Below are 24822 nucleotides of genomic sequence, written 5' to 3'. Positions count from 1 at the left end.
GGAACGTAGTGCCAGTCTCACACAGGTTCAGCCGCAGAGCCGCCGCAATCGGCGCAGCGCTTGCCCTGGCAGCACTACCTATCTCGGCGACGTTCACACCTGCATTCGCCCAGCCGAGCCCCACCCCCACGGCCGAAGCCAGTTCGAACGCGGAGGCAGGTGCTTCCGTCGGAGCCGATTCCACGTCCGCGGACGACGCTGATTCGTCGGCAGACGGTGCTGACGGTGCCGACGACGATTCGAGTAGCGCCGACGACGGCAGTGCCGAGGCCGAAGGCGGAGACGGCGGTCCCAATCCAGCTGAAGAGGGTGACAAGGCCTGCGCGGATCCGAAGTGGACCTCGGGCGATCCATGCGCGATCAACGGCGAACTCACAGCCGAGTGGCAGAGGATCGGCAGTCGACTGTCCGTTCCAGCGAACGATCAGGACGACCCTGAAGGCACCTTGCCGAAGAGTTGGGTCGGAAAGCCTTTCAAAGCCCCCAAACAGGCGATGAAGCGCATTCCGGCACAATCGTCTGACACCCATTCCGGGGACTCGACCACGAACGACTCCGACACCGACGACAGCGGTCAGTCCGTTGCCGAAGCGACCGCACAGGCCTCTATCCCGGATACTGTTGAGTTCAACGAAGACGGGGTGATCGTCGACGCCGACGGTTCCGGTCCAGTGAAGTTCGAGAACTTTGATGCCCTTGAGGGGCCCGACCCTGCCTGGACGTTCGCGCTCAACGACGATGGCCAGATCGCCGTGGCCGATGGGCAGCCCTACCCGGACGACGAGGACGAGGCCGATGCCTCCAGCGACCCGGACGGTTCCACTTCAGACGATTCGGAAAACGGCAACAATGATGGGTCGGAGGACAACGACCCCACTCCGGCGGCGGATGGGTCGACCTCATCCGACGGCGCCACTGCCGACGGTGGCGAAAAGACTGCCGGCGAAGACGGCGCCACCTCCGACGACGGTTCCGCGAACGACCGCGAGGCCGCCAAAGACGGGTCGTCTGCGGACAGCGACACCTCAAAGGACAGTGACACCTCGACCGACGGCGGCTCCTCGTCGGATTCGGGATCGAAGGACCGCGCGAACACCTCGGGTGACAAGGACTCCGACGGCCGAGAATCTGACGCCGACACCGGCTCAGGCTCGGACGGCTCACGCGGCAGCGATTCCGACAGGTCGGGCTCCGATTCGGACTCCGGCGACGATGACGAGAAGGAATCGGACAAGGATGGTTCCGGCTCGTCGATCGGAGCCTCTGATGCCGACGGCACCACCCCGGACCCGTCGAACGGCAACGGCTCCCCCGATGATGAGCGCGAGACCATTCCCGGCAATGCTGGTGATGAATGGCTGCCCGGGGATGACGAGGATACCGAAACCCCTGACTACTCGGACCCTGTGCCTCGCAACCCCGACGAGCCTGCGCCCAAAGACGATACGGACCTCATCACGGGTGGCGATCAGCCGTCCCCGCGAGCCAACCAGAATCCGGCGACCTCGTTCGGCGAATCCATTATCTCCACGATCGTCAGCTCCTGGCCCATCTTCGTCCTCGCCGCCTCCGGTATGGCCGCGGTCGGGTTCATCATCTACCTCATGGGACGACGCGGAAAACAGGAGTGAGGCCGCGTGGACCTCTTCGACTCCGAACTGCGAGTCATCGCCGCTGCCGAGCAGCTCGTTAGCGGACTCGGCAGCGATGACAACCACACCGTTGCCGCTGCCGCGATGGACACCTCCGGTCGCATCTACACCGGCGTCAACGTCTTTCACTTCACCGGCGGACCCTGCGCGGAACTCGTCGTGATCGGTGCCGCCGCGGCAGCGAACGCCGGACCACTGGTCACGATCGCTGCGGTCGGCGACCGGAACCGCGGTGTGCTGGCCCCGTGCGGACGCTGCCGTCAGGTCATCCTCGACCTCCATCCTGATGCGCTCGTCGTCGTACCCGACGACACCACGGGCCAGACGTCGATCGCCCCGATCCCCGCCCTGCTCCCCCACTCCTACCGACATCCGGATTCTGATCCCAGACGGCTGCTGAGGTTCCACGCTAGATACTTCGAGGCCGTCGCGGACGGGACGAAGACACTGACGGTGCGGTGGAACGAAGGCCACCGCACGGGTCCGGCTCTGGCGTACTTCGAGAACACCGCGCATGGCACGCTCCCCGTGGAAGTCGCCTCGGTGATGGTGAAGCGACTCGACGAACTGCGATCTGAGGATCTCGACCTCACCCGCCCGAGTGGATTGGAGCGGTATATCGCCAATCTCCGCGGGCACTACCCGACCATGCCCGCGGACGCGAGCGTCGAGATCGTAAGATTCCGTCGAACCGCGGCCGATATCTGACACTCACAGTGCCCAGCCGCTAAGCTGGACAGCGAAGCACTGTGGCACAAGGTCACAGACGCAGCAAAGCATTCTCGACCGGGAGGACTCGACCCGATGACTGACAACGTCTACACCTCAGATGTGACCGTCGACCAGGCGACAACCGCGCAGCTCGCGGAGTCGATCCGACTGCGCGAGGAGCGCATCGCCGAGAACATCGACGAGCTCGTCGGCCGCATCCACCCAAAGGTGCTGGCGACGCGCGCCGTCAACAAGGCGAAGTCCGAGGTCGTCGAGGAAGACGGCTCCCCCAAGCCCGAAATCATCGCACTCGGTGCCGGTGCCGTCCTCGGTGTGGCCGCCCTCATCGTCGGACTCTCCGGTCGCAAGCGTGGCTGATGCCGCACTACCGATCCGGATGCTCCATGACCGGATCCTGCTCGAACCCAGCGCGGAAGCCGGGGAACGCAAATCCTCGGCGGGCATCGTCATTCCCGCCACCGCCAGCATGGGCAGACGCCTCGTGTGGGGCAAGGTCGTAGCGGCCGGCCCGCACGTGAGGCAGGCCAACCTCGGCGACACCGTCCTCTACGATCCCGAGGAACTCGCCGAGGTGGAGCTCGAGGGACGCGCGTATGTGCTGTTGCGCGAACGCGACGTCCACGCGATCTCCGAACCGGCCGAACAGTCGAGTTCCGGAATGTATCTCTGAAGTGCCTCCGGGCAGTGAGGACGAATCCGGTGCGGTGGAGGGACTCGGAAACAGTGGGTTCCGGGTCGCCGGATTCGCTGGCAAAGGGACTCTGACCAGGGGCTTGCGACCTTCATCACAAAACTGAATATGGGCCGATCTCGGTTTGCATGATCGGTCGACACCTGAGTAATATTAATTCTCGTTGCACAGCATGTGCGGCAAGCACCTCTAGCTCAATTGGCAGAGCAACTGACTCTTAATCAGTGGGTTCCGGGTTCAAGTCCCGGGGGGTGCACAGCACAGAGAGAACCGCCTTCGACTTCGGTCGGAGGCGGTTCTTTCGCATTCACACCATCTGCCGGTGGGGTTCTGTTTCCGGCGAGGAGCATTCGCCTGCGGGATTTGCCAATAGCCCAACTGGGGGTGAGCAGCCCATGTTTGAAACTGGGCTGCTCACCTCGGAGTGGGCTATTGCGGGATTCCGGCCGGGCCGCTCATGGCATACGGCTTGCCGCCCCGCGGCTCAGTCCTGGCCGGCCCGGGCGTAGGCGCCGAGCACCTGGCGCTCGGAATCACCGAGGTAGGCGCCGAGGATCTTCGCCGCAGCCACCGGCCCCTCCGTGCGATAGATCTCGACGACTTCCTTGTTGCGGCCGATGAACGGCGCGTGGAGGAAGTCGAGGACCTCGACCTTGAGGAAAGCCAGCCGCAGCTCGGCGAGCACATTGGAGAACGACTGCATCAGCCGCCTGCTGTCCGAGAGCGAGACGACGGCATTGTGGAACTCCATGTTCGCCGTGCCGACCTCCAGCCAGTTCTCTTCGGCAGCGAACTTCTCGGCGGCTTCGACGGCCGCCTCCATCCTCACGGCGTTCGGGTGATTGCGCGGAGCGTGCTCGAGCACCGAGCACTCGACATGATGGCGCACCCGGTAGATGTCGACGACATCGGCGGTGCTCGGTGACGCCACTGAGACGCCTCGGTGCGGGATATGCGTGACCAGGCCCTGCTCCCCGAGGACCCGGAACGCCTCACGCAGAGTATTGCGCGAAACATCGAATTCCTTCGCCAGCGCGGTTTCGGACAGCCGCTCACCGGGGCGCAGCTCTCCAGCGATGAGGCGGTCAGTGAGCCTGTTGACCAGGGACGAATCGTGATTCACCTCTCCATCCTACTGAAACAGCACCCCGAACTCCCATCCGTCCGTCGACAAAGCGACGAAGAAAAGTGTGACCCCCGTCTATGTTTGTTGAACAATGAGTGCTAGATTGTTTACCACTTCACGTGTGCCAGGACACAGACATCGCTGTTCTCACCCATCGGCGCACACGAAGGAACAATTGACCACCAGACAGTCGGAGACTCCCATGTCACACGCACCGGAATCCCAACCGCCGGAATCCTCTTCTACGGATGGGGCCGCCTCGGGCCTTGACAATGCCAAGAGCGAAATCGGATCCAAGATCAGCCGGAGCGCGATCATCGGCGCCATCTTCCTCATGGCCACCTCGGCGATCGGTCCGGGCTTCATCACCCAGACAGCCACATTCACGGCTCAGATGGGTGCGGCCTTCGCCTTCGCGATCTTCGCGTCGATCCTCATCGACATCGCCATCCAGCTCAATATCTGGCGGATGGTGACCTCCTCGGGCAAACGCGCAGCCCAGCTGGCCTCCTCGGCCGTGCCGGGTTCGGGCATCCTCCTGTCCGTCCTGATCGTCGTCGGCGGACTGGCCTTCAACATCGGCAATATCGCCGGTGGCGGCCTCGGCCTCAATGCGCTGCTGGGCATCGACCCGAAGCTCGGCGGACTGCTCACCGGCGTCCTGGCGATCGGCATCTTCCTGTTCAAACGCGCCGGAAAGGTCGTCGACGCCGTCGTCCTCGTCCTCGGCGTCGGAATGATCGTCCTCACCTGTGTCGTCGCCATCGTCTCGAACCCACCGGTCGGTGAGGCGATCAAACAGTCGTTCGTGCCCGACACCATCAACTTCGCCACCGTGACGACGATCGTCGGCGGCACCGTCGGCGGCTACATCACCTACTCCGGCGCCCACCGCTATCTCGACTCGGGCAAGACCGGCCCGGAGAATGCCGGTTCTGTCATGCGCTCGGCTCTGTCGGGGATCCTCGTCACCGGTGTCATGCGCTACGTCCTCTTCCTCGCCATCCTCGGCGTCGTCGCCTCCGGCGTCGCTCTCGACCTCGACTCGAGCGTGGCCAACCCCGCCGGTCAGGCCTTCGCCGCAGTCCTCGGCGATGCGGGAATGCGCATCTTCGGCGCGATCTTCTGGGCCGCGGCTCTGAGCTCGGTCATCGGCGCCGCCTACACCTCGGCCACGTTCCTCTCGGCGTTCTCCAAACGCCTCGAAGGCGGCTGGCCGCTGCAGCTGGCGACGGTGTCCTTCATCGTCGTCTCGCTCGTCGTCTACCTCGTCCTCGGCACGGCACCTGCCACACTGCTCGTCTTCGTCGGCGGCTTCAACGGGCTCATCCTGCCGATCGGTCTGACGATCTTCATGTACATCGGCTGGTTCAGGCCGCGCCTGCTGCGCGCTGATTCGTACCCGAAGTGGTTGCTCATCATCGGCACCGCGGCAACACTGGTCACGTGGTACACGGCCACACAGTCCATCGGCCCCATCTTCGCCATGATCGGAATCGGAGGGTGACATTGTCTGTCAACAGCGAACTGAGAATCGACCTCAACTCTGACCTCGGGGAGAACGTCCCCGACCGTGTCGTCAGCGACGATGCCGCCATGCTCGGCCTCGTCACCAGCGCCAACGTCTCCTGCGGGTTCCATGCCGGCAACCCGGAAGGCATCCGCGCCACCGTCGACGCCGCCACGAAGGAAGGTGTCGTCATCGGGGCCCACCCCGGATACGACGACTACGAGGGCTTCGGCCGCCGCGCCCTCGACGTGCCCGCCGCCACTCTGCAGGCCCAGGTCGAATACCAGATCGGCGCGCTCATCGGCCTGACCACAGCCGTCGGCGGAACCGTCTCCTACGTCAAACCCCACGGCGGTCTCTACAACGCGATCGTCCATGATGAGGCACAGGCGAAGGTCGTCGTCGACGCGATCACAGCCATCGACGACTCGTTGGTCTTCCTCGGACTCGCCGGCAGCGTGGCCAACCGCGTCGCCGCCGAGTCGGGACTGACCGTGGCCGCCGAGGCTTTCGCCGATCGGTCCTACAACCCCGACGGCTCCCTGGTCTCCCGGTCGGAGCCGAACGCTGTCCTCCACGACCCAGAGGCCGTGGCCGCCCGCGTCCTGCGCCTCGTCCAGACCGGACAGGTCGAAGCCGTCGACGGCACCCTCGTCGACGTCGACGCGCAGTCCATCTGCTTCCACGGCGACAGCCAGGGATCCATCGACATGGCCCGGGCCGCCCGTGATCTCCTCGAATCCGAAGGCGTCACGATCGCCGCCTTCGCCGGAGCCGGACGATGAACACTGCCACCACCAGCACATCTGCCATGGACACGATGCGGGCTGCGGGTGCGGAAGCCCGCGCACGTATCCGGGCAGGATTCGACGGTCCCACCTCGGGGATGGCACCGGGACTCGTCCAGGCGAACCTCATCTCCGTCCCCGCGGACTGGGCCTTCGACGTTCTCCTCTTCACCCAGCGCAACCCGAAGCCGTGCCCGGTCGTCGACGTCCTCGAACCCGGACAGCTGGCATCCGCACTCGCCCCCGGCAGCGATATCCGCACGGACATTCCCGGCTACCGGATCTGGGAGAACGGCGCCCTGACCGACGAGGTCACCGACGCCACTTCAGTCTGGGAGCAGCATCCGGACCTCGTGTCCTTCCTCATCGGCTGCTCATTCACCTTCGAAAACGGCCTGACCGAAGCGGGCATCCCGATCCGCCACCAGGAGGCCGGTCGCAACGTGCCGATGTACCGCACGTCGACGGCCTGCCGTCCCGCCGGCCGGGTCAGCGGAGACATGGTCGTGTCCATGCGCCCGATCCCGGCCTCCCAGGTCGCCGAGGCAGTGCGCATCACCGACCGCTTCCCCGCCGTCCACGGTGCACCGATCCACATCGGCGAACCCTCCCAGATCGGCATCGATGACCTCGGCGCCCCGGATTTCGGTGATGCTCCGGCCATCGAAGACGGCGACATTCCCGTCTTCTGGGCCTGCGGAGTCACTCCACAGGCAGCCATCCAGGCGTCGGGAATCCCCTTCGCGATCACCCACTCACCTGGGAAGATGTTCATCACTGACGAACCGGAAGACACCTACCGCCAATGACCTCGACACCTCCGGCCGACTCCCTGACCTTCCACACCGCCTCCACGCGCCACCTCCTCGTCGAATGCGCGGACCTGGGCACGACGATGGCCCTGCACCACAGTCTTGAAGCCGCCGATCTGCCCGGCGTCACCGAACTCATCCCCGCCGCCCGAACAGTGCTGATCAGTTTTGATCCCGCACGCACGAACGCCGAGATCCTCGCCGAGGCAGTGCGCGGGCTCGGGCACACCGAGTCGGCCTCGGATGCGGCCCGTGAGGTGACGATCGATGTCCACTACGACGGGGACGACCTCGCCGAGGTGGCCGACCTCCTCTCCGTCTCCCCCGCCGAGGTGATCAAACGCCACCAGGCCGCAACCTGGCAGGTCGCGTTCGCCGGGTTCGCCCCCGGCTTCGGCTACCTCGCCGGCGACGACGAACTCTTCAACGTTCCCCGCCGCTCGTCCCCACGTACGCGAGTGCCCGTGGGATCGGTGGCATTGGCCGGCGAGTTCACCGGCGTCTACCCCCGTTCCTCCCCCGGCGGCTGGCAGCTCATCGGACGCACCGATGCGAAGCTGTGGGACCTGGACCGGGAACCACCGGCCCTGTTCGTACCCGGCACGATCGTGAAATTCGCCGAGGCGGGGCGCGAGACCGTCGAGGTCGCGGGCTCGAGTGCGGGGTCAGGTTCGTCAGGTTTCTCGGGTTCGTCAGATTTCTCAGGTTCGCCAGGTGCGGCGTCTGATTCTGCGGTGGATTCAGCAGCGGATTCGGCGTCCGATTCGGCGGCTGCTGCCACCCACTCCCTCGAGGTGCTGCGTCCCGGGCTGCAGCTGCTCGTCCAGGATCTCGGGCGGTCCGGTTTCGCTTCGATGGGAGTCTCCGCCGCCGGTGCCGCCGACCGCACCGCGTTGACCACCGCCAACCGTCTTGTCGGAAACGCCGAAAGCGCTGCCGGGTTGGAGAGCTTCGGGGGCGCAGTGCTCCTGCGCTCCACGGGTGACGGCGTCGCCGCTGTCACCGGGGCCACCGGAGCGATCACCGTGACCGCTGCCGATGGCACGGTCCTCACGCCCCGCCTCGGCGAGGCCTTTGCCCTGGCCGACGGGGACGAACTCGAGCTCGGACCAACCGAGCGCGGAGTCCGCCGCTACCTGGCGGTCCGTGGTGGAATCGCTGTCGAGACGGCTCTCGACAGCAGCTCCGCCGACACCCTGGCCGGGCTCGGTCCGGCCGCCGTGGACAAAGGCACCACGGTGGGAGTGCAAGATCCGCGGACGGCGCCCCACCTCGTCGATCCCAATCCCACGCAGCCAAGGGATCTTCCGCAGGCGGGTGAGACCGTGACGCTGAGCGTGACGCTGGGACCGCGTGAGGATTGGTTCACCGAGGCCGGGATCGAGACTCTGCTGTCACAGGAGTGGACGGTCACCCACGAATCCGACCGGGTCGGACTGCGCCTGAACGGTGAGGTTCCACTCGAACGTGCCCGCACCGGAGAGCTGCCCAGCGAAGGCGCGGTCACCGGTGCCCTGCAGGTTCCGCCGAACGGTCAGCCGGTGCTCTTCGGGCCCGACCACCCGCTCACCGGCGGCTATCCGATCATCGCCAGCGTCGATGATGTCGACCTCGCCGCGCAGCTGCCTCCCGGCGCCAAGCTGCGCTTCACCACCTCTGCCCGACCGACGCCGAACGCCCTCCCGGCCGAGGCATCCCGCACCGCAGCAGGACCCCGCACCAACGAGAACGAAGGCTGAACAATGTCGAGAATCCTCATCGCCAACCGCGGCGAGATCGCCGTCCGCATCATCCGTGCCTGCGCCCAGCACGGGCACACCTCGGTGGCTGTCTACGCTGATCAGGACGCCGACGCCCTGCATGCCCGGTTCGCAGACGAAGCGTTCGCTCTGCCCGGGACGACAGCGGGTGACACGTACCTCAACATCGATGCGATCCTCTCCGCAGCGAAGTCCGCCGGTGCCGATGCCGTCCACCCCGGGTACGGATTCCTGTCCGAGAACGCCGATTTCGCCGCCGCCGTCGAAGCCGCTGGCCTCATCTGGATCGGTCCGACCGCGGACACGATCACGGCCCTCGGCGACAAGGTCACGGCCCGTCAGCTTGCGCAGAAGGTCGGCGCTCCCCTGGCACCGGGCATCGACCGTCCCCTCGAGAGCGCGGCCGAGGTCGAGTCCTTCGCCGCCGAGGCGGGACTGCCGATCATCATCAAAGCCGCCCACGGTGGCGGCGGACGCGGAATGAAGATCGTCCACGAGCTGTCCGAGGTAGCCGGTGCCTTCGAATCGGCGACCCGTGAGGCCGTCGAGGCTTTCGGTAGGCCCGAGTGCTTCGTCGAGAAGTTCCTCGAGCGTCCCCGCCATGTCGAGGTCCAGATCGTCGGCGACGGTCAGGGTCGGGTCGTGGCCGTCGGTGACCGCGAATGCTCCGCTCAGCGGCGCAATCAGAAGCTCATCGAGGAAGCACCCGCCCCGGGACTGACGGATGAGCAGCGTGAGCGCCTGCACCGTTCGGCCGAAGCCATCTGCGCCGAGGTGGACTACCGCGGTGCCGGCACCGTCGAGTTCCTGCTCGCTGCCGATGGCACCATGACGTTCCTCGAGGTCAACACCCGACTGCAGGTCGAACACCCCGTCACCGAGGTGACCTCCGGGGTCGATCTCGTCGCCGAGCAGTTCCGCATCGCCTTCGGACAGGGACTGTCGCTGGAATCGACCCCGCAGCCGGTCGGTCATGCGATCGAGCTGCGCATCAACGCCGAGGATCCCGGCCGCGGCTTCCTGCCGACTCCGGGACGCATCGATGTCCTCGACGTGCCCGGGGGCCTCGGCGTGCGCTGGGATTCCGGTGTGCGTGCCGGTGACACCGTACAGCCGGCCTTCGATTCCCTCTTCGCGAAGCTCATCGTCCACGGTCCCGACCGTGAGCAGGCGATCGCGCGCACCGTGACAGCGGCGAAGGAACTCCATGTCGAGGGTCCGGCCACGGTGGTGCCGTGCTCCCTGGCGATCCTCACCGATGAGGCGTTCACCGGTCTCGGCGTCGACGGTGTCGACGGCATCCACACGCAGTGGATCGAGGCCAAGCTGCTGCCGCGCTTCGAGACTCAGGACCGCCCGGCCCCGGTCGCCGATGGCGAGATGCAGCGCATGTCGATCGAGATCGACGGGAAGCTCACCACGATCGGACTGCCCGCCGGACTGCTCGCGGCCCTCGGCTCGGTCGGTGGGACCGGTCAGGGCGGCACGGGTCAGGGCGGCGAGGCCGGTGGCGCCGGAAACGGTGGAGCCGCCTCGGCGAGTGCCGGGGATGTCACCGCTCCTGTGCCGGGCAGCCTTGTGGACTTCCTCGTCGAAGACGGCGCGCAGGTGGCGGCCGGTGACGAGGTCGCTGTGCTCTCGGCGATGAAGATGGAGACCCGGGTCGAAGCCCCGGTCGCGGGAACGCTGCGCCAGGTCGCGGCGGTCGGCGACGTCGTGGCGGTCGGGCAGGCCATAGCACGGGTCGACTGAGACGGCGGGCTGCCTCGGCGAAAGGATCGGTCGAGGTGACTGCGTGCATCGGTCGAGGCATCGGGCTCGGCAACGGAATAGAGTGGTGGTCAGCAATGGTTGTCCATCATGGAGACCACCCCAATCAGGAGGAGCATTCATGTCACGTCTGTCGGTCGGCGACACCGCCCCGGAGTTCACCCTCGTCAACCAGGACGGGAAGTCCGTCAGCCTCAGCGATTTCCGAGGTCAGCGGGTCGTCGTGTACTTCTACCCCGCCGCTATGACCCCGGGCTGCACGACCGAGGCCTGCGATTTCCGGGACTCGCTGTCGGCACTCAAGGCCGCCGGAATCGCCGTCGTCGGCATCTCCCCGGACAAGCCGGAGAAGCTGCAGCAGTTCATCGAGAAGGAAGGTCTCAACTTCGACCTCCTCTCCGATGAGGACAAGACGATGATGACCGAATGGGGTGCCTTCGGCGAGAAGAAGAACTACGGCAAGGTCGTCCAGGGCGTCATCCGCTCGACCGTCGTCGTCGATGCCGAGGGCAAGGTCGAACTCGCCCAGTACAACGTCAAGGCCACCGGGCACGTCGCCCGCGTGCGCAAGGAGCTCGGCATCGACGCTGCCTGAGTCTGCTGCAACTTGAGCGTCGGGCGGGCTGAACTGCCCGTGCTCAACGTGAGCATCGGGGCGGTCCGAGTTTTCAACAACTCGGGCCGCCCCTGCTAATCTTGAGGACGTTGCGGCCGCGAGGGTGGCCGCTTCAGCGCGAGTGGCGGAATTGGTAGACGCGCTGGATTTAGGTTCCAGTGTCTTCGGACGTAGGGGTTCAAGTCCCCTCTCGCGTACCACGGTCCCCGGTGCGGAAGTCAACAGGCTTCTGCACCGGGGACTTTTCTGTCGTCACATCTGCACGCGAACAGACGCGGAGAACGTAATGTGGTCATTGGTGTACCGAACCTAGTGAGAGGACTGCCGATGACGACGTCCCCGGCCCCGACGATCCGACCCACCGCGCCTGCCGACGAGTCCCGGTGGAAAGAGCTCTTCCGCGCCTACCGCGAGTTCTACCGACTGGAGCCCTCCGAGGAGATCGTCTCCCGCGTGTGGTCATGGCTGACCGACCCCGCACACGAGTGCCAGGGACTCGTCGCCGAGGCGGACGGATCGATCGTCGGAATCGCCGACTACCGTCGTTTCTCCCGTCCCTCGACAGGCAGCGTCGGCATCTGGCTCGACGATCTCTTCACCGATCCCGAGGCGCGCGGCCGAGGTGTCGGTCGTACCTTGATCTCCCGGCTGCAGATGATCGCCGCGGCCGAAGGCTGTTCGGTGGTCCGGTGGATCACCGCCGATGACAACGCTCAGGCTCAGGTGCTCTATGACGATGTCGCAGCGAAGACGAACTGGCTCACCTACGACGCGAAGCCGACGGAGTCGTGAGCACGGAGTTCCCGAATGAGGAGAGGCCGAGCTCGGTGGAGCCGGAAGAACAGGCAAGCTCAGCGAACGCCGGTGCTGACCGCGAGGTGCTGTTGTGCTGCCTGCTGTGGGCGCGCGAAGGACAGGCCGAGGCACTGACAGCCTACGAGAACGGTGTTCTCGCGCTCATCTCCGAGCACGGAGGGCGCGTCGTCAATCGTGCCAAGAGCGACGGGGCCCAGGGTCGTCCCAACGAGGTGCAGTTCTATCGGTTCGAATCCACGGAAGCGCTCGATTCCTACCTGGCAGATCCGCAACGTCAGGCGCAGGCCGCCGAACGCGATCGCGTCATCGCCAGGACGGAGCTGTTCCCGGTCAGCTTTCTTCCGAGCGAGTGAGCTCCTGTGCGAAGTGCTGCTGTGCGAGCAGGACCAGCGCCTCGAGCAGCGGTCGGCGCAGCACGCTGCCGAGGACGACTCCGCGGATCCGCTCCTCCAGACTGTCTGCGTCGCCGATCGCGTCGAGATCGGTGCGACCGACGTCTTCAGCGGCCTCGACATAGGCGTCGAGCCGGTCGAGGATCGGAGTCAGGTTCTCCGTAGTCAACATGGCAACCGCGTTCACAGCCGCCCGATAGGCCGGTGACGACTTCGCGCAGTGCCACCCTCGCGCAGTGATCGCGCGGTCGAGTATCGCCGAGGCGGCTGCATCGTCCGTCTCGGCCTCGCCGATGAGCGCGTCCTGGGTGACGCCCATCGCTTCGACTTCCGAGGCCTGCCCGTCCACTGCATCAACGACGGCTCGCACCTTCGCCAACGGCAGTCCGGCCACCGACGTCAGCGCCCGGATGAGTCGCAGCCGCTCGAGGTGAGTGCGATCGTAGACGGCTTGGTTCACACTTGTCCGTCGTCCCGGTTTGAGCAGTCCTTCGCGCAGGTAGTACTTGATGGTCGGCACGCTGAGCTCCGAACGACGTGACAGCTCCGCCATCCTCATCCCCGACTTCTCCGCTGATTCCTGCATCGCCATCTCCTCCCGGCACTGTCAGCAATGTTCGGTGACTGATCTTGCTCGACCTTAGCAGATACCTCTACTATCTATTATGGATAGTTGAACTACCTATTAAGGGGAGAGGTCATGGATGGCTTGACTTTGGCTGCGGTCCTCGTCACCGGCTTCGTCGGCTCAGCGGAATTCGGGTCGGCCGCTTTGGTTCATCCGGTGATCCGTCAGCTGAGGACGGACGATCAGCTGATCATGGAGAGGGGCCTGCTGAAGACGTTCGGCCGGGTGATGCCGGTGGGGATGACCGCAGCGACAGCGCTGGCCATCATCATTGCCATCGATGAGCCCAACGCATGGTTGGTATCGGCTGCGATCAGCCTCGGCGTCGCTCTGGTCGTGACGATCGTCGGGAACGTGCCGATCAACACCCGGACGGGACGGATCACCGAGGAGACCGCCCCCGAGGGATTCATCGCCATGCGCAGACGGTGGGACGTCTTCCAGATCGTGCGCGCTTCGCTGCAGCTGCTCGGATTCGTTCTTGTCGCGGTCGGAGTCGTCGGATTCGGCTGAGCACCCGTCATCGTTCTTCTCGTCGTCAGAGATGTTCCGGCACGCACGTCGCAGCACTCTGACCGCTGAGGCTTCAGTCCATCCGCTGCCGGAGTTCGGCGACTCCGCTCCCGGTCAGTTCTGTCAGTGCTTCCGGTCGGCCGGCCATGGCCAGGACGAGGTCGAGGACACGACCGGTTACCTCCGGCCCGCTTCCGGATTCGAAGTCGGCGTCGACAGCACTGAGCTTCAGCCCTTTGACCAGGGTCTTCGAGTTCACTGCGAAGTCCTGAGAGGCGAAGTATCGGGCCACCTCGACTGTCGCCTCGGCGTCGGGGGTCAGGTCGATTTCCAGTGGAAGTGCGATGTCCTGTCCGTGGACGATGACTTCGCCGAGGAAGGCCGGGAAGTCTTTGGTCGGGGCGATAGTCAGTGGGATCGAGTTGCGGAACTTCGCAAGGGTCTCCTCTGGTGAGTCGCCGAGGCGGCGCGTGAGCAGTCGCGCGTTGTGCTTGGCAGGGTCGAACCCCGCTCGGATGATGCTGCGGATCCAGGCCCACTTCCCGGTGTGGGCCGCGGCTGTCAGGTGGGCGACGACCTGCTCGACCGTCCAGTCTGCACACAGAGTGGCGAGCGCCCACTGCTCGGGTTCGAGTGTGGTGAGCAGATCGGCCAGCCGCGCGCGTTCCGTGTGGATGAAGTCCCAGTATTCGGTCTCGTTCATCTGCTTGTCCCCCGTGTATCGTCGCCGGAGACGCTCACGCGCCCTTCGTCTTCTACGTCGAACAGCAACCGGAAGCGTTCGCAGACGACCGGCATCTCGGGCGCGAATCCGCGTTGACCATGCTCTTGCCAAAAGCGCTCATGGATCTCGCGCCAGGCCGCCAGGGTTCGGTCGCCCTCCCCTTCCGAATGGGCATGCTCGGCGGTCACCTCGGAGAACGGGACGATGTCGATCGCCGTGGTTTCGATGAGGGCTCTCGGCCGGTCGTCGCCGTCGAGGATGATGCTCAGTTCACCCACCTCGGGGACGGATTCACCGTCGGCTTCGATATCCCACAGCGCCGAGGCGGTGCCCGTCTTGGTCCCAGCCAGCACGAGAGCGAGGAGGTCGTCCGCATGCTCGGGAGTCGCGCCGAAGGCCCATGCTTCAGGCATCGCCTCCGGTAGGTCGGGGATGCAGCTGCGGACCCGCACCCAGAACGAGTCGAGTGTGACATCGAGCCTCGCCGTTTGACTCACGACACGGCCTCAAGCCGATGCTTCAGACCTTGGATCAGGCTAGTCAGCCCAAACTCGAAGGACGCCACCGCTGACGAGTTCTCGCCGAATCGAGGATCCAGCGCACCTCGAATCTCCGCAAATCTGTCTCCGGCCGATTCCTGAGTGATGAGGTCGACTGGAGCGACGATGTCCAGAGCGGAACCGAGGACATAGGCTTCAACGGACCGCATCACCGCCACGGTCTGACCCTGCGGCCATCCCCCTCGACGAAGTCCACCGATCACTGAGTCATACATTTCATACGTTGAGAGGTCTCGAATCGAGGTCGTGGCCAGCAATCGGATGAGGTTCGGGTGGTCGGCGAAGGCTCTGAGATACGTCCGGGCCCACAGCTCCAGAGCTCTGTCCCACGGCACGCTCTCCGACGATTCCTCGATCCCAGAAAATACTTGAACGTCGATTCCAGCCACAATACGGGCGCGCATCAATTCGATGAGTTCACCTCGGCCGGAGACATGGTTGTACAGAGAGGACACCTGCCTGTCGACGCGAGCCGCCAGAGTTCGCATCGACAATGACTCTTCGCCGAGGTCGTCGACAAGCGCGAGCGCGGCATCAACCAGCCGATCCTGATTCAATCTCACAGAATGCACTCTCTCAATTTCGCACTTCCCTACATCTTTCGAGCAGTGTATCGTGTTCCCAGTCACACACGAACACTGTTCGTGTAAACGCCGGTGCGGCCGGCCACAAGCAATGGAGCAGGAGGACGGCAGCCTTGAAGACACAGCACTTCCACAACGGCACGGTCTGGCTAGGTGCCGGTGCCGAACCTGCGGACTCCCTTGTGACCCAAGATGGCATAGTCGTTGCCACTGGTTCACATGCGGTGGCGGCCGTCCTCGATCGCGTCTCGAGCCACGACGGCGCAAAGCTTGAGTCAATAGACCTCGACGGCGGGTTCCTCATGCCCTCCTTCGGCGACGGCCATGCTCATCCGATCTTCGGCGGCATGGAAGCAGAGGGCCCACAGGTGAGATCGTGCACGAGCGTCGAAGAGATCATCGCCGAAGTCGAACGGTACGCCGAGGCTCATCCCGACGACGACTGGATCACTGGTGCCTCATACGACGGCAGCCTCGTACGCGACGGCCTCTTCGACGCCGAATGGCTCGACAAGGCCGTGCCCGACCGACCGGTCGTCCTTCGCGCCTGGGACTACCACACCGTGTGGTGCAATTCTCGAGCATTGGAACTGGCAGGGATCACCGCTGCAACACCCGAACCGCAGATAGGCGAGATTCCTCGCCGAGACGACGGCTCACCGCTGGGCACTCTGCGTGAATGGGGTGCAATTGATCTGATCGACGCCGTTCGTCCGCCACACCACGAATCCGTCCGACTCCGCGCTCTCGATCGGGCAGCCGAATATTACCTCGCTCGAGGCGTCACTTGGGTCCAGGACGCGTGGGTGGAACCAGCCGACGTCGAGACCTATGTGTCCGCCTCTCAGCAGGATCGACTCAAACTGCGATTCAACCTCGCGTTCTACGCCGATCCCCGCCGCTTCACGCAACAGCTGCCCGAAATGCTCTCTGCGCGGCAAAGGATCGAGGAGCTTTCGGAACCGTTCCTGACCGCTCAGACCGTGAAATTCTTCGCCGACGGAGTCATCGAGAACGAAACCGGTGCGCTCATCGAGCCCTACTGCTCCTCCCTTCACAACCACGGCATGCGAGTCTGGGAAGGAGATTCGCTGGCAGAGGCGGTTCGCGAAGTCGACGCGGCAGGTTTTCAGATCCACATCCACGCCATCGGCGACGCGGCCGTTCGACAAGCATTGGATGCCATCGAGCACACAATCCGGAACAACGAAGCCCGTGATCGACGGCCGGTGATCGCACATGCCCAGATCATCGACTCTGCCGACCTGTCCCGCTTTGCTGAACTCGGCGTCATCGCGAATATGCAGCCTTTGTGGGCTCAGCTCGATGACCTCATGACAGTACTCACCGTCCCCCGGATCGGCAGAGAACGCGCCGTGGCGCAATATCGGATGCGCAGCGTCCTCGACAGCGGCGGGCACCTTGCGTTCGGTTCGGACTGGCCCTGCACTTCAGGGGCGCCGCTCGAGGGTCTCGCCGTTGCCGTGAGCAGACAGACCGATGACGGTGAGCCCGACGGCGGGTGGACTCCCGAAGAGATCCTCGACGTCGAACGCTCTCTCGACGCTTATTCGGCTGCGGTTGCCCACCAAGCATTTGCAGACCAAAGACCCGACGAGTGGGGAGTGATCCGTCCGGGCGCGAGCGCCGACTTCATCGTTCTCGATTCGGATCCTCGAACACTTCTCCCACAGGAACTGTCTGATGCCCCTGTTCGCCGCACATACCTGCGCGGCGTGGCCGTCCATTCGACGGACTGAATCGAAAGGACAATGATGTCCCATTCCAATCACAACGCCACCGCTCAAGACACCTCCCAAACCCACCTGAAACGTGCACTCGGGGTACCTTCACTCGTCTTCTTCGGCCTCGTCTATATGGTTCCGCTGACCGTCTTCACGACTTACGGAATCGTCACCCAGGTCACCGGCGGCCGCGTCCCGGCCGCTTACGTCATCACGTTGCTGGCAATGGTGTTCACCGCCAGGTCATACGCGAAGATGGCCGGGGCGATGCCCTTTGCCGGTTCGGCATACACGTACACGCAGAAGAGTTTCGGTGCAGGAATCGGCTTCGTTGCCGGCTGGGCACTGCTTCTCGACTACCTGTTCTTGCCGATGATCAATTATCTCGTCATCGGCATCTACCTCAGCGCAGCCTTCCCCATGATCCCTGCTTGGGTCTTCGTCGTCTCTGCCATTGTTCTCGTCACCGTCCTCAACGTCATCGGAATCGTCTCCGTTGCACGGGCCAACATCGTCATCATCGCTGCTCAAGCAATCTTCATCGTTGTCTTCGCCGCGCTCGGCATCGCCTCATTCACCGGATCCGGTTCTGTCGACCTCACCGCCCCATTCACCGGTGACGGCTCGGCACCCGGATTCGACAATGTCATGGCCGGCGCAGCGATTCTGTGTCTGTCATTCCTCGGCTTCGATGCGGTCTCGACTTTGTCCGAGGAAGCCAAGGACGCGAAGAGAGCAGTCCCCCGCGCAATCGTCATCGCCACTGTCACCGGCGGCCTCATCTACATTGTTCTGTCATACCTGGCTCAGCTGGTCTACCCGTCGAATCAGTTCGCCGATGTCGATTCAGGCGCGCTCGACGTCATGGCGGCGGCCGGCGGCGAATTTCTCACCGCCTTCTTCACCGCCGCCTATGTCGCCGGAGCATGCGGCTCTGCTCTGACCTCGCAGGCATCAGTCTCACGCATTCTCTTCGCGATGGGTCGAGACGGCGTGCTCCCGAAAAGCTACTTCGGCCGCTTGTCACCGCGCTTTCACACACCCACGATTGCGACTCTCACAGTCGGCGGAGTCTCTCTGCTTGCGCTCGCCGTCGACCTCGCATTCATATCGGAGATGGTCAGCTTCGGTGCTCTGATCGCGTTCTCAGCAGTGAATCTGTCGGTCATCAAACACTTCATCATCGACGAGAAGAATCGTGGTTCACGTGCTGTTCTCAGTTCGATCGTTCTACCGGGAATCGGATTCTGTCTGACCCTGTGGCTGTGGACGAGCCTGTCTCCGCGAACTCTTCTCATCGGCGCAATCTGGCTGGTTCTCGGAGTCGGATACCTCGCTTTCGTCACACGGGGATTCCGTCGGCCGACACCGATGCTCGATCTCGCTGACTGACGTTGACCTACTCGGCTCAACGGGCACGCGATCACCCTCGACACGATCCGGCTCGTCATCGGAGCCGTCATCCCTGCCGTGGCAACAAAGGGCCTCCGCACCCAGCTTTCCGAACTCGCCGTTGACTCGGCCGACTCAGATCAGCCGGGATCCGTGGCAAAAGCCTGAAGAGGATGCGCTTCGATCATCGCCCGCGGGCTCGAGACAATACCGTCCCGAGCGCGCAGGCGATGGCACATCCGGCAGCCATCCAAGCAGCCCACACCTGCCATGCCTCAGGCCCTTCAAGAAGCCCAGGAATCAACAGCATCAACACCCCAGCAGACACTGCCAGCCCGAGGATGAAACCAGCCAAAGCACTGTTGTTCGCCATTTCATTCACTCCTGTTCAGTCAAGCCGCCTAAAGAAGAAACTGCTCTATCTCATCAATCGTCGATCGATTGCCACGGTGCACGATCGCATCCATGCCGACGGCACGGGCGCCTTCAGCACAGACTTCGTGGTCATCAATGAAGAACACGTCTCCGGCGTCCGCAGCCATCCGCTCAAGCGCATTCTCATAGGCCTCCGGTTCCGGCTTGAGCAGACCGGTCTCGTGACTGTAGAGAATCGGGTCAAAGACTTCACTGAACCCGAACCGCCGTTCTTCCTCGCGCCGCGCCCCGTCCACTGAGTTCGATAGAATCGCCACACCGGCGCGTGGCCTCAGCGCAGCTGCATACTCAAACAACTCTGTATTGAGACTCCCGCAGTATTCGTCCCACATCTCGGCCTGCATAGCCTCGATCAGGTTCGAATCCATCTCGAGCGCTCGACCCAGCTTCGACCAGTACTCGTCCCGCGTGTCCGCTCTACGGTCGATGACCGGCAAGTCCGCCGCCAGAATGCGCGCCCGATACTCCTCCGCTGAGAATCCAGAGCGCTCCTGCCACCGGCGAACGAAAAGCTGTCCCCAGGTGTCATCATCAACGACCTCCAGCACTCCCCCGATATCGAAGAGCACCCACTTCCTCAAACTCATGAGGCAAGACTACCTACCGATGCCCGCGCTACTCGTGCGCCGGAAAGCCCAGGTTGAGGCGAATAGCCCATGTTCCAACGTGAGCTGCTGACCCTAAACCGTGCCGCGCGCCGTGCCGCAGCAAAGAATACCCCGCCTCTTGTAATAGTGTGCGACACACACTATCGTGTGATGCATGAACGAGGATGAAGACAAGGCACTGGCCACCCACGAACAGGAGCTGCGACGCGGCACCGTGGTCTTCGCCAGCCTCGTCGCCTGTCGACGGCCGCAGTACGGCTACTCGCTGCTGACGACGCTGACCGAAGCAGGCATCGCCACCGAGGCCAACACCCTCTACCCCCTCCTGCGGCGGCTCGAGAAACAGGGCCTGCTCACATCGGTTTGGAACACCGAACAAGCCCGCCCCCGCAAGTACTACACACTCACCGACAGCGGCGCCGAAGTCGCCGCCGCACTGCACCGCCACTGGCTCGAACTCAACTCCAGCATCACCAAGCTCTGGAAGGACGGCACACCATGAGTGCGCTCACCGAAATCTACGTCGACAACGTCACCCGCCACCTGCCCGAAGACTCCCGGCCCGACATCGCCGCCGAGATCACCGCCACGATCGACGACATGGTCGACGCCCGCCTTGGCGAGGATGCGGATTCGTCCCCGGATCACACGGCGACCGTCGAACGCGAAGTCCTCGAAGAGCTCGGCGATCCCGTCGCGCTGTCGCGGGAGTACTCGAACTCTCCGCAGCACCTCATCGGCCCGAATTCCTACCCGCTCTATATCTGGGCGCTGCGTTGGGTCCTGCCCATCGTCGGTCTGCTCGCCGTGCTCACAAACATCGTGACCACCATCGCCGTCTCCCCCGGAGTCCAGATCGGAGAGATCATCGGCAAGACGGCCGGCAACACTGTCATCGCCCTGCTGACCGCCTTCGCGGTCATCACGATCATCATCGGCCTCGGCGATCCCGGCCGGGACGGCGGAGCAGCCGATTCGCTCCGGAAGCGGAAACCGGGCACGTGGACGATCGATGATCTCGACCGACGTGATTCGCACAGCAAGCAGATCCGCGCCGAGGCGGGGCTCGGGCTGGTCTTCATCGTCGCCCTGGCAGCCATCCCGTTCATCCCGACAACCCTGCTCTACGTCGGCCACCTCAACGATGGGGAGACGTTCGTCAACCCCGACCTCGGCGTCGGCTGGCTGCTCGGCTACTGGGCGTTCCTCGCGCTCATGGCCGCAGTCGAGGTCATCAAGTTCACGACCGCCTCGGCGAAACCGACCGTGGCCATCATCGGCGGGATCGTCGACATCGCCATGGCCGTCTTCCTCACCATCGCGCTGCTGACTCAGCCGGTCCTCCACCCCGAGCTCACGAACACCGCGAACGCCGACTTCCAGCAGATCATCACGGTCATCGCGATCTGGATCATCGTGATCTGGGACCAGGTGAGCACCTGGCGGATCTATCGCCGCAATCGTCGGTGAAGTTGTGCGATCGGGACGGCCACCTGCCGACCCGATCGCACAGCTGGTGAGAGATTTCAGTCGCGGCGGCTGGCGATGACAGTGAACTTCTTGTTCCGGGCCAGCTGCCGACTCGGTCCGATGATCGATTCGAGACGATCCCGGTAGCGCAGATGCGAATTGAACACCGTGAGCACCTGCCCGCCCGGCGCGAGATGCTCGGCGGCCGTGGCCATGAGCGCCGCGGCCGTCTCGGTCTCGATGGCCGTTCCCTGATGGAACGGCGGATTGAGCAGGATGACATCGAATTCGCCTAAGTTCGCGAGCGCCGGTTCTCCCGGATCCGCGGCGTCACCGAGGATGATATCGACTCCGACTCCGTTCGCCTCCGCTGTGGCCCTCGCCGAGGCGACCGCCGCCTTCGACACATCGACGCCGAGCCCCGTATTCGCCCCCGAGGCCCGCATGGCCGCGGTGAGCAGCCAGCCGTTGCCGCAGCCGAGGTCGAGCACGGACTCCGGCGCCCCACCTGGGAGCAGTCCCAGCAGTGAGTCGATGAGCAGCTCCGAGCCCTCATCGCTCTTCGTCCCTGAGAAGCAGGCCCCATGAGCGCGGACTTCGAGCTCACCGACACCGCGATGGGTGATCACCCCGCGGCGTGGGAATTCCGGCAGACTCGGAGAGGACAGGGGGCGGCTGCCGATGATCATCCGGTGCTTGCCGACCCCCGGCGAGACATCGACTCGGCCGAAGCCGCGGGCAAGCTCCTTGTTGACGCCACGGCTCATCGCATCGCTGCGGCCGATGACGATGATGGTGCTCGCCAACGGCTGCAGTACCGCGATCGTCTCGGTGAGCGCATTCATCGCCTTCGGAGCGTTGACGACTGCCCACGTCTCCCCCACGCCGAGTTCGGCCAGTCCCGCGATCTCATTGAGCTCGCTCACCGCCAGCACGGGGGCCGCTTCGGCACCTGGCTCTCCGGCGACTCCCGCGGATTCGCCGGCTCCGGCCAGGGACTCGACCGCTGCGGCCAAAGTCCGTGCCTCGTCGAGCCGGTCGTTGTATGTGCATACCTGCGTCAGCCGGCCGAGCAGGGTCGCCTGCAGACCGTGCGCATCGTCGACGAGGATGAGGTTCTCGGGGACCTCGGCTGAGAGTTCGGCGGCCACGAAGGTGCCTTCGGTGTTCCGGCCCGAGACGTCGAGGACTCCGAGTCGGCGACCTATGACGTATTCGATGAATATGCGTGCCTGCGGCAGACCGGGCACGTCACTGAGCTGAGGGAATATCGCCAGCAGATCCCGGCTGCGGTGGGCGGCGGCAGAGTCAGAGGGCAGCAGGGAGGCGGACATTCGATCAGTCTAATCCGAGCGGACCGGTCGCCGCCTCCTTGAGGGTGTGCCGCTCAGCCTTCGGCGTCGTGGTCGGTTTCGATGAGCTGCTTGAGGTGGGCCAATGCTTCGTCGGCTCCGTCACCCTCGGCGCGCAGAACGACCTTCTGACCGTATTCCGCGCCGAGGCCCATGAGGGAGAGCACGCTGGCCGCGTCGAGGGCATCCTCGGCCGGTTCGCCCTCCAGGGCGATAGTGATCTCGAGATCGTAGTCTGCGGCGGCCTCGGCCAGCAGTGCTGCTGGACGGGCGTGCAAGCCGACGGTGCTTCCGACTGTTGCGATGGTCTCTGCCATGAGTTGTCCTTCCTGATCAGACCGGCCGTGGTTCGGCCTGCCCGGTGTTTCGGCATGTCCTATTGGTGGTGTCTGTGGTGGTGCTGAGTATGTCACGGGGCCACTCGCCCGACAGCCGGACTCACAGGCCGAGCTCGTCGAGGATCGGCAGCTCGGCTCGGACCGCGGCCTTCGCCTCGCTCGGGCTGCGCGCCGCAAGTGCGCTGCGGGCGATCTGCTGTGCCTGGTCCAGGGAGACACCGGACAGCACCTCGGCGACTGCCGGCAGAGCCCGCGGCGCCATGGACAGGCTGGTGACTCCGAGGCCCACGAGCACGACGGCCAATGCCGGATCGGCCGCGGCCTCTCCGCACACGCCCACCGACTTCTCCGCCGCAGCGGCCTGGGCGGCGGCGATGCCGATGAGCTGCAGGACTGCCGGCTGCCACGAGTCGCTGAGTTCGGCCAGGCCGCCGAGCATGCGGTCGGAGGCCATGACGTACTGGGTGAGATCATTCGTGCCGATGGACGCGAACTCGACTTCCTCGAGGATCGTGGCCGCCTGCAGCGCCGCCGAGGGAACCTCGACCATGACACCGGCGGTGGGGAGTCCTGCCGCACGAACGAGGTCTGCGAACTGTCGGGCCTCCTCGGCGGTGGCGATCATCGGAGCCATGACGTGGACGGTCACCGCATGCCTTGAGGCGGCGAGCGCGATCGCCTCGAGCTGACGTTCGAGGACGCCCTGAGCCCGGCGACTGGTCCGGAATCCGCGTACGCCCAGGGCCGGGTTCGGTTCATCGGCGTCGGTGAGGAACGGCAGAGGCTTGTCGGCTCCGGCGTCGAGGGTGCGCACGACGACCTTGTGATCATCGAAGGCTGCGAACACCTGCCCATAGGCCTCGGCCTGCTCCTCGACGCTGGGTTCGGTGTCACGATCGAGGAAGCAGAACTCGGTGCGCAGCAGACCGACGCCTTCGGCACCGGCGGCTGCCGCTGCCCGTGCCTGAGCGCCGTCGCCGACATTCGCACGCAGTGGAATCCGGGTGCCGTCGCTCAAGAGGCAGGGTCCGGTGAACGACTGCAGACGGCCAGCCGTCTCCGCCCATGCCTCGACGAGGCCGGTCTCCGTCGCTCCGGGTTCGGTGCGCAGGACTCCGGCACCGCCGTCGACGAAGACGGGTGTGTGGTCGGTGATCTCGCGGACGCCGGCGGCTGCGACCACGGCGGGAATGCCCAACGACCTGGCGAGGATGGCCGTATGGCTCTGCGGTCCACCCTCTGCGCAGACGAGTCCGACGACCAGCTCAGGATCCAGAGTTGCGGTGTCGGCGGGAGCGAGATCCGTGGCGATGAGCACGAAGGGCTCGGCCGCGTGTGGAATGCCGGGGGCCGGCACTCCACGCAGATGGGCGACGAGGCGGGCGCGGACATCGAGGACGTCGGCTGCGCGTTCGGCCATATAGCCGCCGAGCTTCTCAAACTGTGCAGCGGTCTCCGCGGCCACCGTCCAGATCGCGGTCTCCGCGTCGGTCTCAGGCAGGCGTCTGATCGCCGTCTTCACCAGGGTGGGGTCCTTGGCCATGAGGGCGGTGGCCTTGAGCACGTCGCGGGCGTCCCCGGTGACGGATTCGGCGCGCTCACGCAGTTCGGCGTGGACGGCGGCCGAGGCCTCTCGGATCCTGTTCGCCTCCGCTTCGGGATCAGCCGGGGCGGGCTTCGCCACGGGTGCGGACACGGGGTCGGGCATGGTCAGCGCCGGGGCGATGACCCGTCCGGGTACGACTCCGATGCCTGAGAACTCTGCGGACATCCCCATTCCTTCCTGTCTTGCCTCGTCGGTGAGAGCG

At 64.8% G+C, this 24822-nt stretch carries 26 protein-coding genes and 2 tRNA genes; 19 read left to right on the top strand and 9 right to left on the bottom strand.

Annotation, left to right across the window (positions count from 1 at the left end; translation table 11 throughout):
- Nucleotides 1-8: 8 nt before the first annotated feature.
- The 5 genes from ACU4IU_RS14625 to ACU4IU_RS14605 all read left to right on the top strand — a co-directional run bounded on the left by ACU4IU_RS14625 (nucleotide 9) and on the right by ACU4IU_RS14605 (nucleotide 3331).
- Complete coding sequence (locus tag ACU4IU_RS14625) at nucleotides 9-1631, top strand: hypothetical protein (protein WP_446657133.1); 1623 nt, start codon at nucleotides 9-11, stop codon at nucleotides 1629-1631.
- A 6-nt stretch (nucleotides 1632-1637) separates the two neighbouring features.
- Nucleotides 1638-2360 (top strand): ASCH domain-containing protein, encoded by a 723-nt coding sequence (locus tag ACU4IU_RS14620; protein WP_446657132.1) that lies wholly within the window; start codon nucleotides 1638-1640, stop codon nucleotides 2358-2360.
- 96 nt (nucleotides 2361-2456) lie between these two features.
- Complete coding sequence (locus ACU4IU_RS14615) at nucleotides 2457-2741, top strand: DUF3618 domain-containing protein (RefSeq protein ID WP_062862037.1); 285 nt, start codon at nucleotides 2457-2459, stop codon at nucleotides 2739-2741.
- The gene (locus tag ACU4IU_RS14610; RefSeq protein ID WP_039209700.1) at nucleotides 2734-3054 is read left to right on the top strand and encodes a GroES family chaperonin; all 321 of its coding nucleotides are present in this window, start codon (nucleotides 2734-2736) and stop codon (nucleotides 3052-3054) included. The genes ACU4IU_RS14615 and ACU4IU_RS14610 overlap by 8 nt, the downstream gene beginning before the upstream one ends.
- A gap of 204 nt (nucleotides 3055-3258) precedes the next feature.
- Nucleotides 3259-3331 (top strand) — tRNA-Lys (locus ACU4IU_RS14605).
- Nucleotides 3332-3559: 228 nt separating this feature from the next.
- On the opposite strand, the gene ACU4IU_RS14600 is transcribed toward ACU4IU_RS14605, so the two are convergent.
- Nucleotides 3560-4198, bottom strand: a complete 639-nt coding sequence (locus tag ACU4IU_RS14600) for a GntR family transcriptional regulator (RefSeq protein ID WP_139908521.1) — start codon at nucleotides 4196-4198, stop codon at nucleotides 3560-3562.
- Between the two features lie 205 nt (nucleotides 4199-4403).
- Between ACU4IU_RS14600 and ACU4IU_RS14595 the strand changes: the two genes are divergently transcribed.
- The 9 genes from ACU4IU_RS14595 to ACU4IU_RS14555 all read left to right on the top strand — a co-directional run bounded on the left by ACU4IU_RS14595 (nucleotide 4404) and on the right by ACU4IU_RS14555 (nucleotide 12626).
- Entirely contained in the window at nucleotides 4404-5708 is a 1305-nt protein-coding gene (locus tag ACU4IU_RS14595; RefSeq protein ID WP_446657131.1) for an NRAMP family divalent metal transporter, read from the top strand.
- A 2-nt stretch (nucleotides 5709-5710) separates the two neighbouring features.
- Nucleotides 5711-6496 (top strand): LamB/YcsF family protein, encoded by a 786-nt coding sequence (locus ACU4IU_RS14590; protein ID WP_446657130.1) that lies wholly within the window; start codon nucleotides 5711-5713, stop codon nucleotides 6494-6496.
- Entirely contained in the window at nucleotides 6493-7308 is an 816-nt protein-coding gene (locus ACU4IU_RS14585) for a putative hydro-lyase (RefSeq protein ID WP_446657129.1), read from the top strand. Before ACU4IU_RS14590 ends, ACU4IU_RS14585 begins: the two co-directional genes overlap by 4 nt.
- Nucleotides 7305-9050 carry a 5-oxoprolinase subunit B/C family protein gene (locus tag ACU4IU_RS14580; protein WP_446657128.1) on the top strand — a complete coding sequence of 582 codons (1746 nt, stop codon included), beginning with the start codon at nucleotides 7305-7307 and terminating at the stop codon, nucleotides 9048-9050. Before ACU4IU_RS14585 ends, ACU4IU_RS14580 begins: the two co-directional genes overlap by 4 nt.
- Nucleotides 9051-9053: 3 nt before the next feature.
- Nucleotides 9054-10823 (top strand): ATP-binding protein, encoded by a 1770-nt coding sequence (locus ACU4IU_RS14575; protein WP_446657127.1) that lies wholly within the window; start codon nucleotides 9054-9056, stop codon nucleotides 10821-10823.
- A 139-nt stretch (nucleotides 10824-10962) separates the two neighbouring features.
- On the top strand, nucleotides 10963-11436 hold the full coding sequence (gene bcp / locus ACU4IU_RS14570) for a thioredoxin-dependent thiol peroxidase (RefSeq protein ID WP_101553572.1): 474 nt from the start codon (nucleotides 10963-10965) through the stop codon (nucleotides 11434-11436).
- Nucleotides 11437-11572: 136 nt separating this feature from the next.
- Nucleotides 11573-11657: transfer RNA gene (locus ACU4IU_RS14565), tRNA-Leu, on the top strand.
- 127 nt (nucleotides 11658-11784) lie between these two features.
- Nucleotides 11785-12249, top strand: a complete 465-nt coding sequence (locus ACU4IU_RS14560) for an N-acetyltransferase family protein (protein ID WP_446657126.1) — start codon at nucleotides 11785-11787, stop codon at nucleotides 12247-12249.
- Nucleotides 12246-12626 (top strand): hypothetical protein, encoded by a 381-nt coding sequence (locus tag ACU4IU_RS14555; RefSeq protein WP_446657125.1) that lies wholly within the window; start codon nucleotides 12246-12248, stop codon nucleotides 12624-12626. The genes ACU4IU_RS14560 and ACU4IU_RS14555 overlap by 4 nt, the downstream gene beginning before the upstream one ends.
- Here ACU4IU_RS14555 and ACU4IU_RS14550 read toward each other — a convergent pair.
- A complete protein-coding gene (locus ACU4IU_RS14550) occupies nucleotides 12604-13251 on the bottom strand; it encodes a MerR family transcriptional regulator (protein ID WP_446657124.1) in 648 nt (215 codons plus the stop codon). The two genes, ACU4IU_RS14555 and ACU4IU_RS14550, sit on opposite strands and share 23 nt — an antisense overlap.
- A 114-nt stretch (nucleotides 13252-13365) precedes the next feature.
- Here ACU4IU_RS14550 and ACU4IU_RS14545 point away from each other — a divergent pair, with 114 nt between their 5' ends.
- Nucleotides 13366-13806, top strand: coding sequence for an anthrone oxygenase family protein (locus tag ACU4IU_RS14545; protein WP_446657123.1), 441 nt, complete (start codon nucleotides 13366-13368; stop codon nucleotides 13804-13806).
- A 73-nt stretch (nucleotides 13807-13879) separates the two neighbouring features.
- Here the strand turns inward: ACU4IU_RS14545 and ACU4IU_RS14540 are convergent, their stop codons facing one another.
- The 3 genes from ACU4IU_RS14540 to ACU4IU_RS14530 form a co-directional block, all read right to left on the bottom strand.
- A complete protein-coding gene (locus tag ACU4IU_RS14540) occupies nucleotides 13880-14509 on the bottom strand; it encodes a maleylpyruvate isomerase family mycothiol-dependent enzyme (protein ID WP_446657122.1) in 630 nt (209 codons plus the stop codon).
- The gene (locus ACU4IU_RS14535) at nucleotides 14506-14943 is read right to left on the bottom strand and encodes an ASCH domain-containing protein (RefSeq protein ID WP_446657603.1); all 438 of its coding nucleotides are present in this window, start codon (nucleotides 14941-14943) and stop codon (nucleotides 14506-14508) included. The genes ACU4IU_RS14540 and ACU4IU_RS14535 overlap by 4 nt, the downstream gene beginning before the upstream one ends.
- A gap of 80 nt (nucleotides 14944-15023) precedes the next feature.
- Nucleotides 15024-15653: a TetR/AcrR family transcriptional regulator gene (locus tag ACU4IU_RS14530; RefSeq protein ID WP_139468926.1), complete on the bottom strand. Its 630-nt coding sequence runs from the start codon at nucleotides 15651-15653 to the stop codon at nucleotides 15024-15026.
- A 134-nt stretch (nucleotides 15654-15787) separates the two neighbouring features.
- Here ACU4IU_RS14530 and ACU4IU_RS14525 point away from each other — a divergent pair, with 134 nt between their 5' ends.
- Nucleotides 15788-17434 (top strand): amidohydrolase, encoded by a 1647-nt coding sequence (locus tag ACU4IU_RS14525; protein ID WP_446657121.1) that lies wholly within the window; start codon nucleotides 15788-15790, stop codon nucleotides 17432-17434.
- Between the two features lie 15 nt (nucleotides 17435-17449).
- Nucleotides 17450-18811 (top strand): APC family permease, encoded by a 1362-nt coding sequence (locus ACU4IU_RS14520; RefSeq protein ID WP_446657120.1) that lies wholly within the window; start codon nucleotides 17450-17452, stop codon nucleotides 18809-18811.
- Between the two features lie 401 nt (nucleotides 18812-19212).
- Here ACU4IU_RS14520 and ACU4IU_RS14515 read toward each other — a convergent pair whose 3' ends face one another.
- On the bottom strand, nucleotides 19213-19833 hold the full coding sequence (locus ACU4IU_RS14515; protein WP_446657119.1) for an HAD family hydrolase: 621 nt from the start codon (nucleotides 19831-19833) through the stop codon (nucleotides 19213-19215).
- A 175-nt stretch (nucleotides 19834-20008) separates the two neighbouring features.
- Here ACU4IU_RS14515 and ACU4IU_RS14510 point away from each other — a divergent pair, with 175 nt between their 5' ends.
- Both ACU4IU_RS14510 and ACU4IU_RS14505 read left to right on the top strand, forming a co-directional pair.
- Nucleotides 20009-20356: a PadR family transcriptional regulator gene (locus ACU4IU_RS14510; protein WP_259357762.1), complete on the top strand. Its 348-nt coding sequence runs from the start codon at nucleotides 20009-20011 to the stop codon at nucleotides 20354-20356.
- Nucleotides 20353-21324 carry an HAAS signaling domain-containing protein gene (locus ACU4IU_RS14505; RefSeq protein WP_376906733.1) on the top strand — a complete coding sequence of 324 codons (972 nt, stop codon included), beginning with the start codon at nucleotides 20353-20355 and terminating at the stop codon, nucleotides 21322-21324. Before ACU4IU_RS14510 ends, ACU4IU_RS14505 begins: the two co-directional genes overlap by 4 nt.
- A 56-nt stretch (nucleotides 21325-21380) precedes the next feature.
- Here the strand turns inward: ACU4IU_RS14505 and ACU4IU_RS14500 are convergent, their stop codons facing one another.
- The 3 genes from ACU4IU_RS14500 to ptsP all read right to left on the bottom strand — a co-directional run bounded on the left by ACU4IU_RS14500 (nucleotide 21381) and on the right by ptsP (nucleotide 24785).
- Entirely contained in the window at nucleotides 21381-22658 is a 1278-nt protein-coding gene (locus ACU4IU_RS14500; protein ID WP_376906732.1) for a class I SAM-dependent methyltransferase, read from the bottom strand.
- A 53-nt stretch (nucleotides 22659-22711) separates the two neighbouring features.
- Entirely contained in the window at nucleotides 22712-22993 is a 282-nt protein-coding gene (locus ACU4IU_RS14495; protein WP_139908539.1) for an HPr family phosphocarrier protein, read from the bottom strand.
- A 121-nt stretch (nucleotides 22994-23114) separates the two neighbouring features.
- Complete coding sequence (gene ptsP / locus ACU4IU_RS14490) at nucleotides 23115-24785, bottom strand: phosphoenolpyruvate--protein phosphotransferase (RefSeq protein ID WP_434590663.1); 1671 nt, start codon at nucleotides 24783-24785, stop codon at nucleotides 23115-23117.
- Nucleotides 24786-24822: the final 37 nt, after the last annotated feature.

The sequence above is a fragment of the Brevibacterium sp. CSND-B09 genome (genome assembly GCF_052906525.1).
This window is presented reverse-complemented; position numbering and strand designations above follow the sequence as displayed.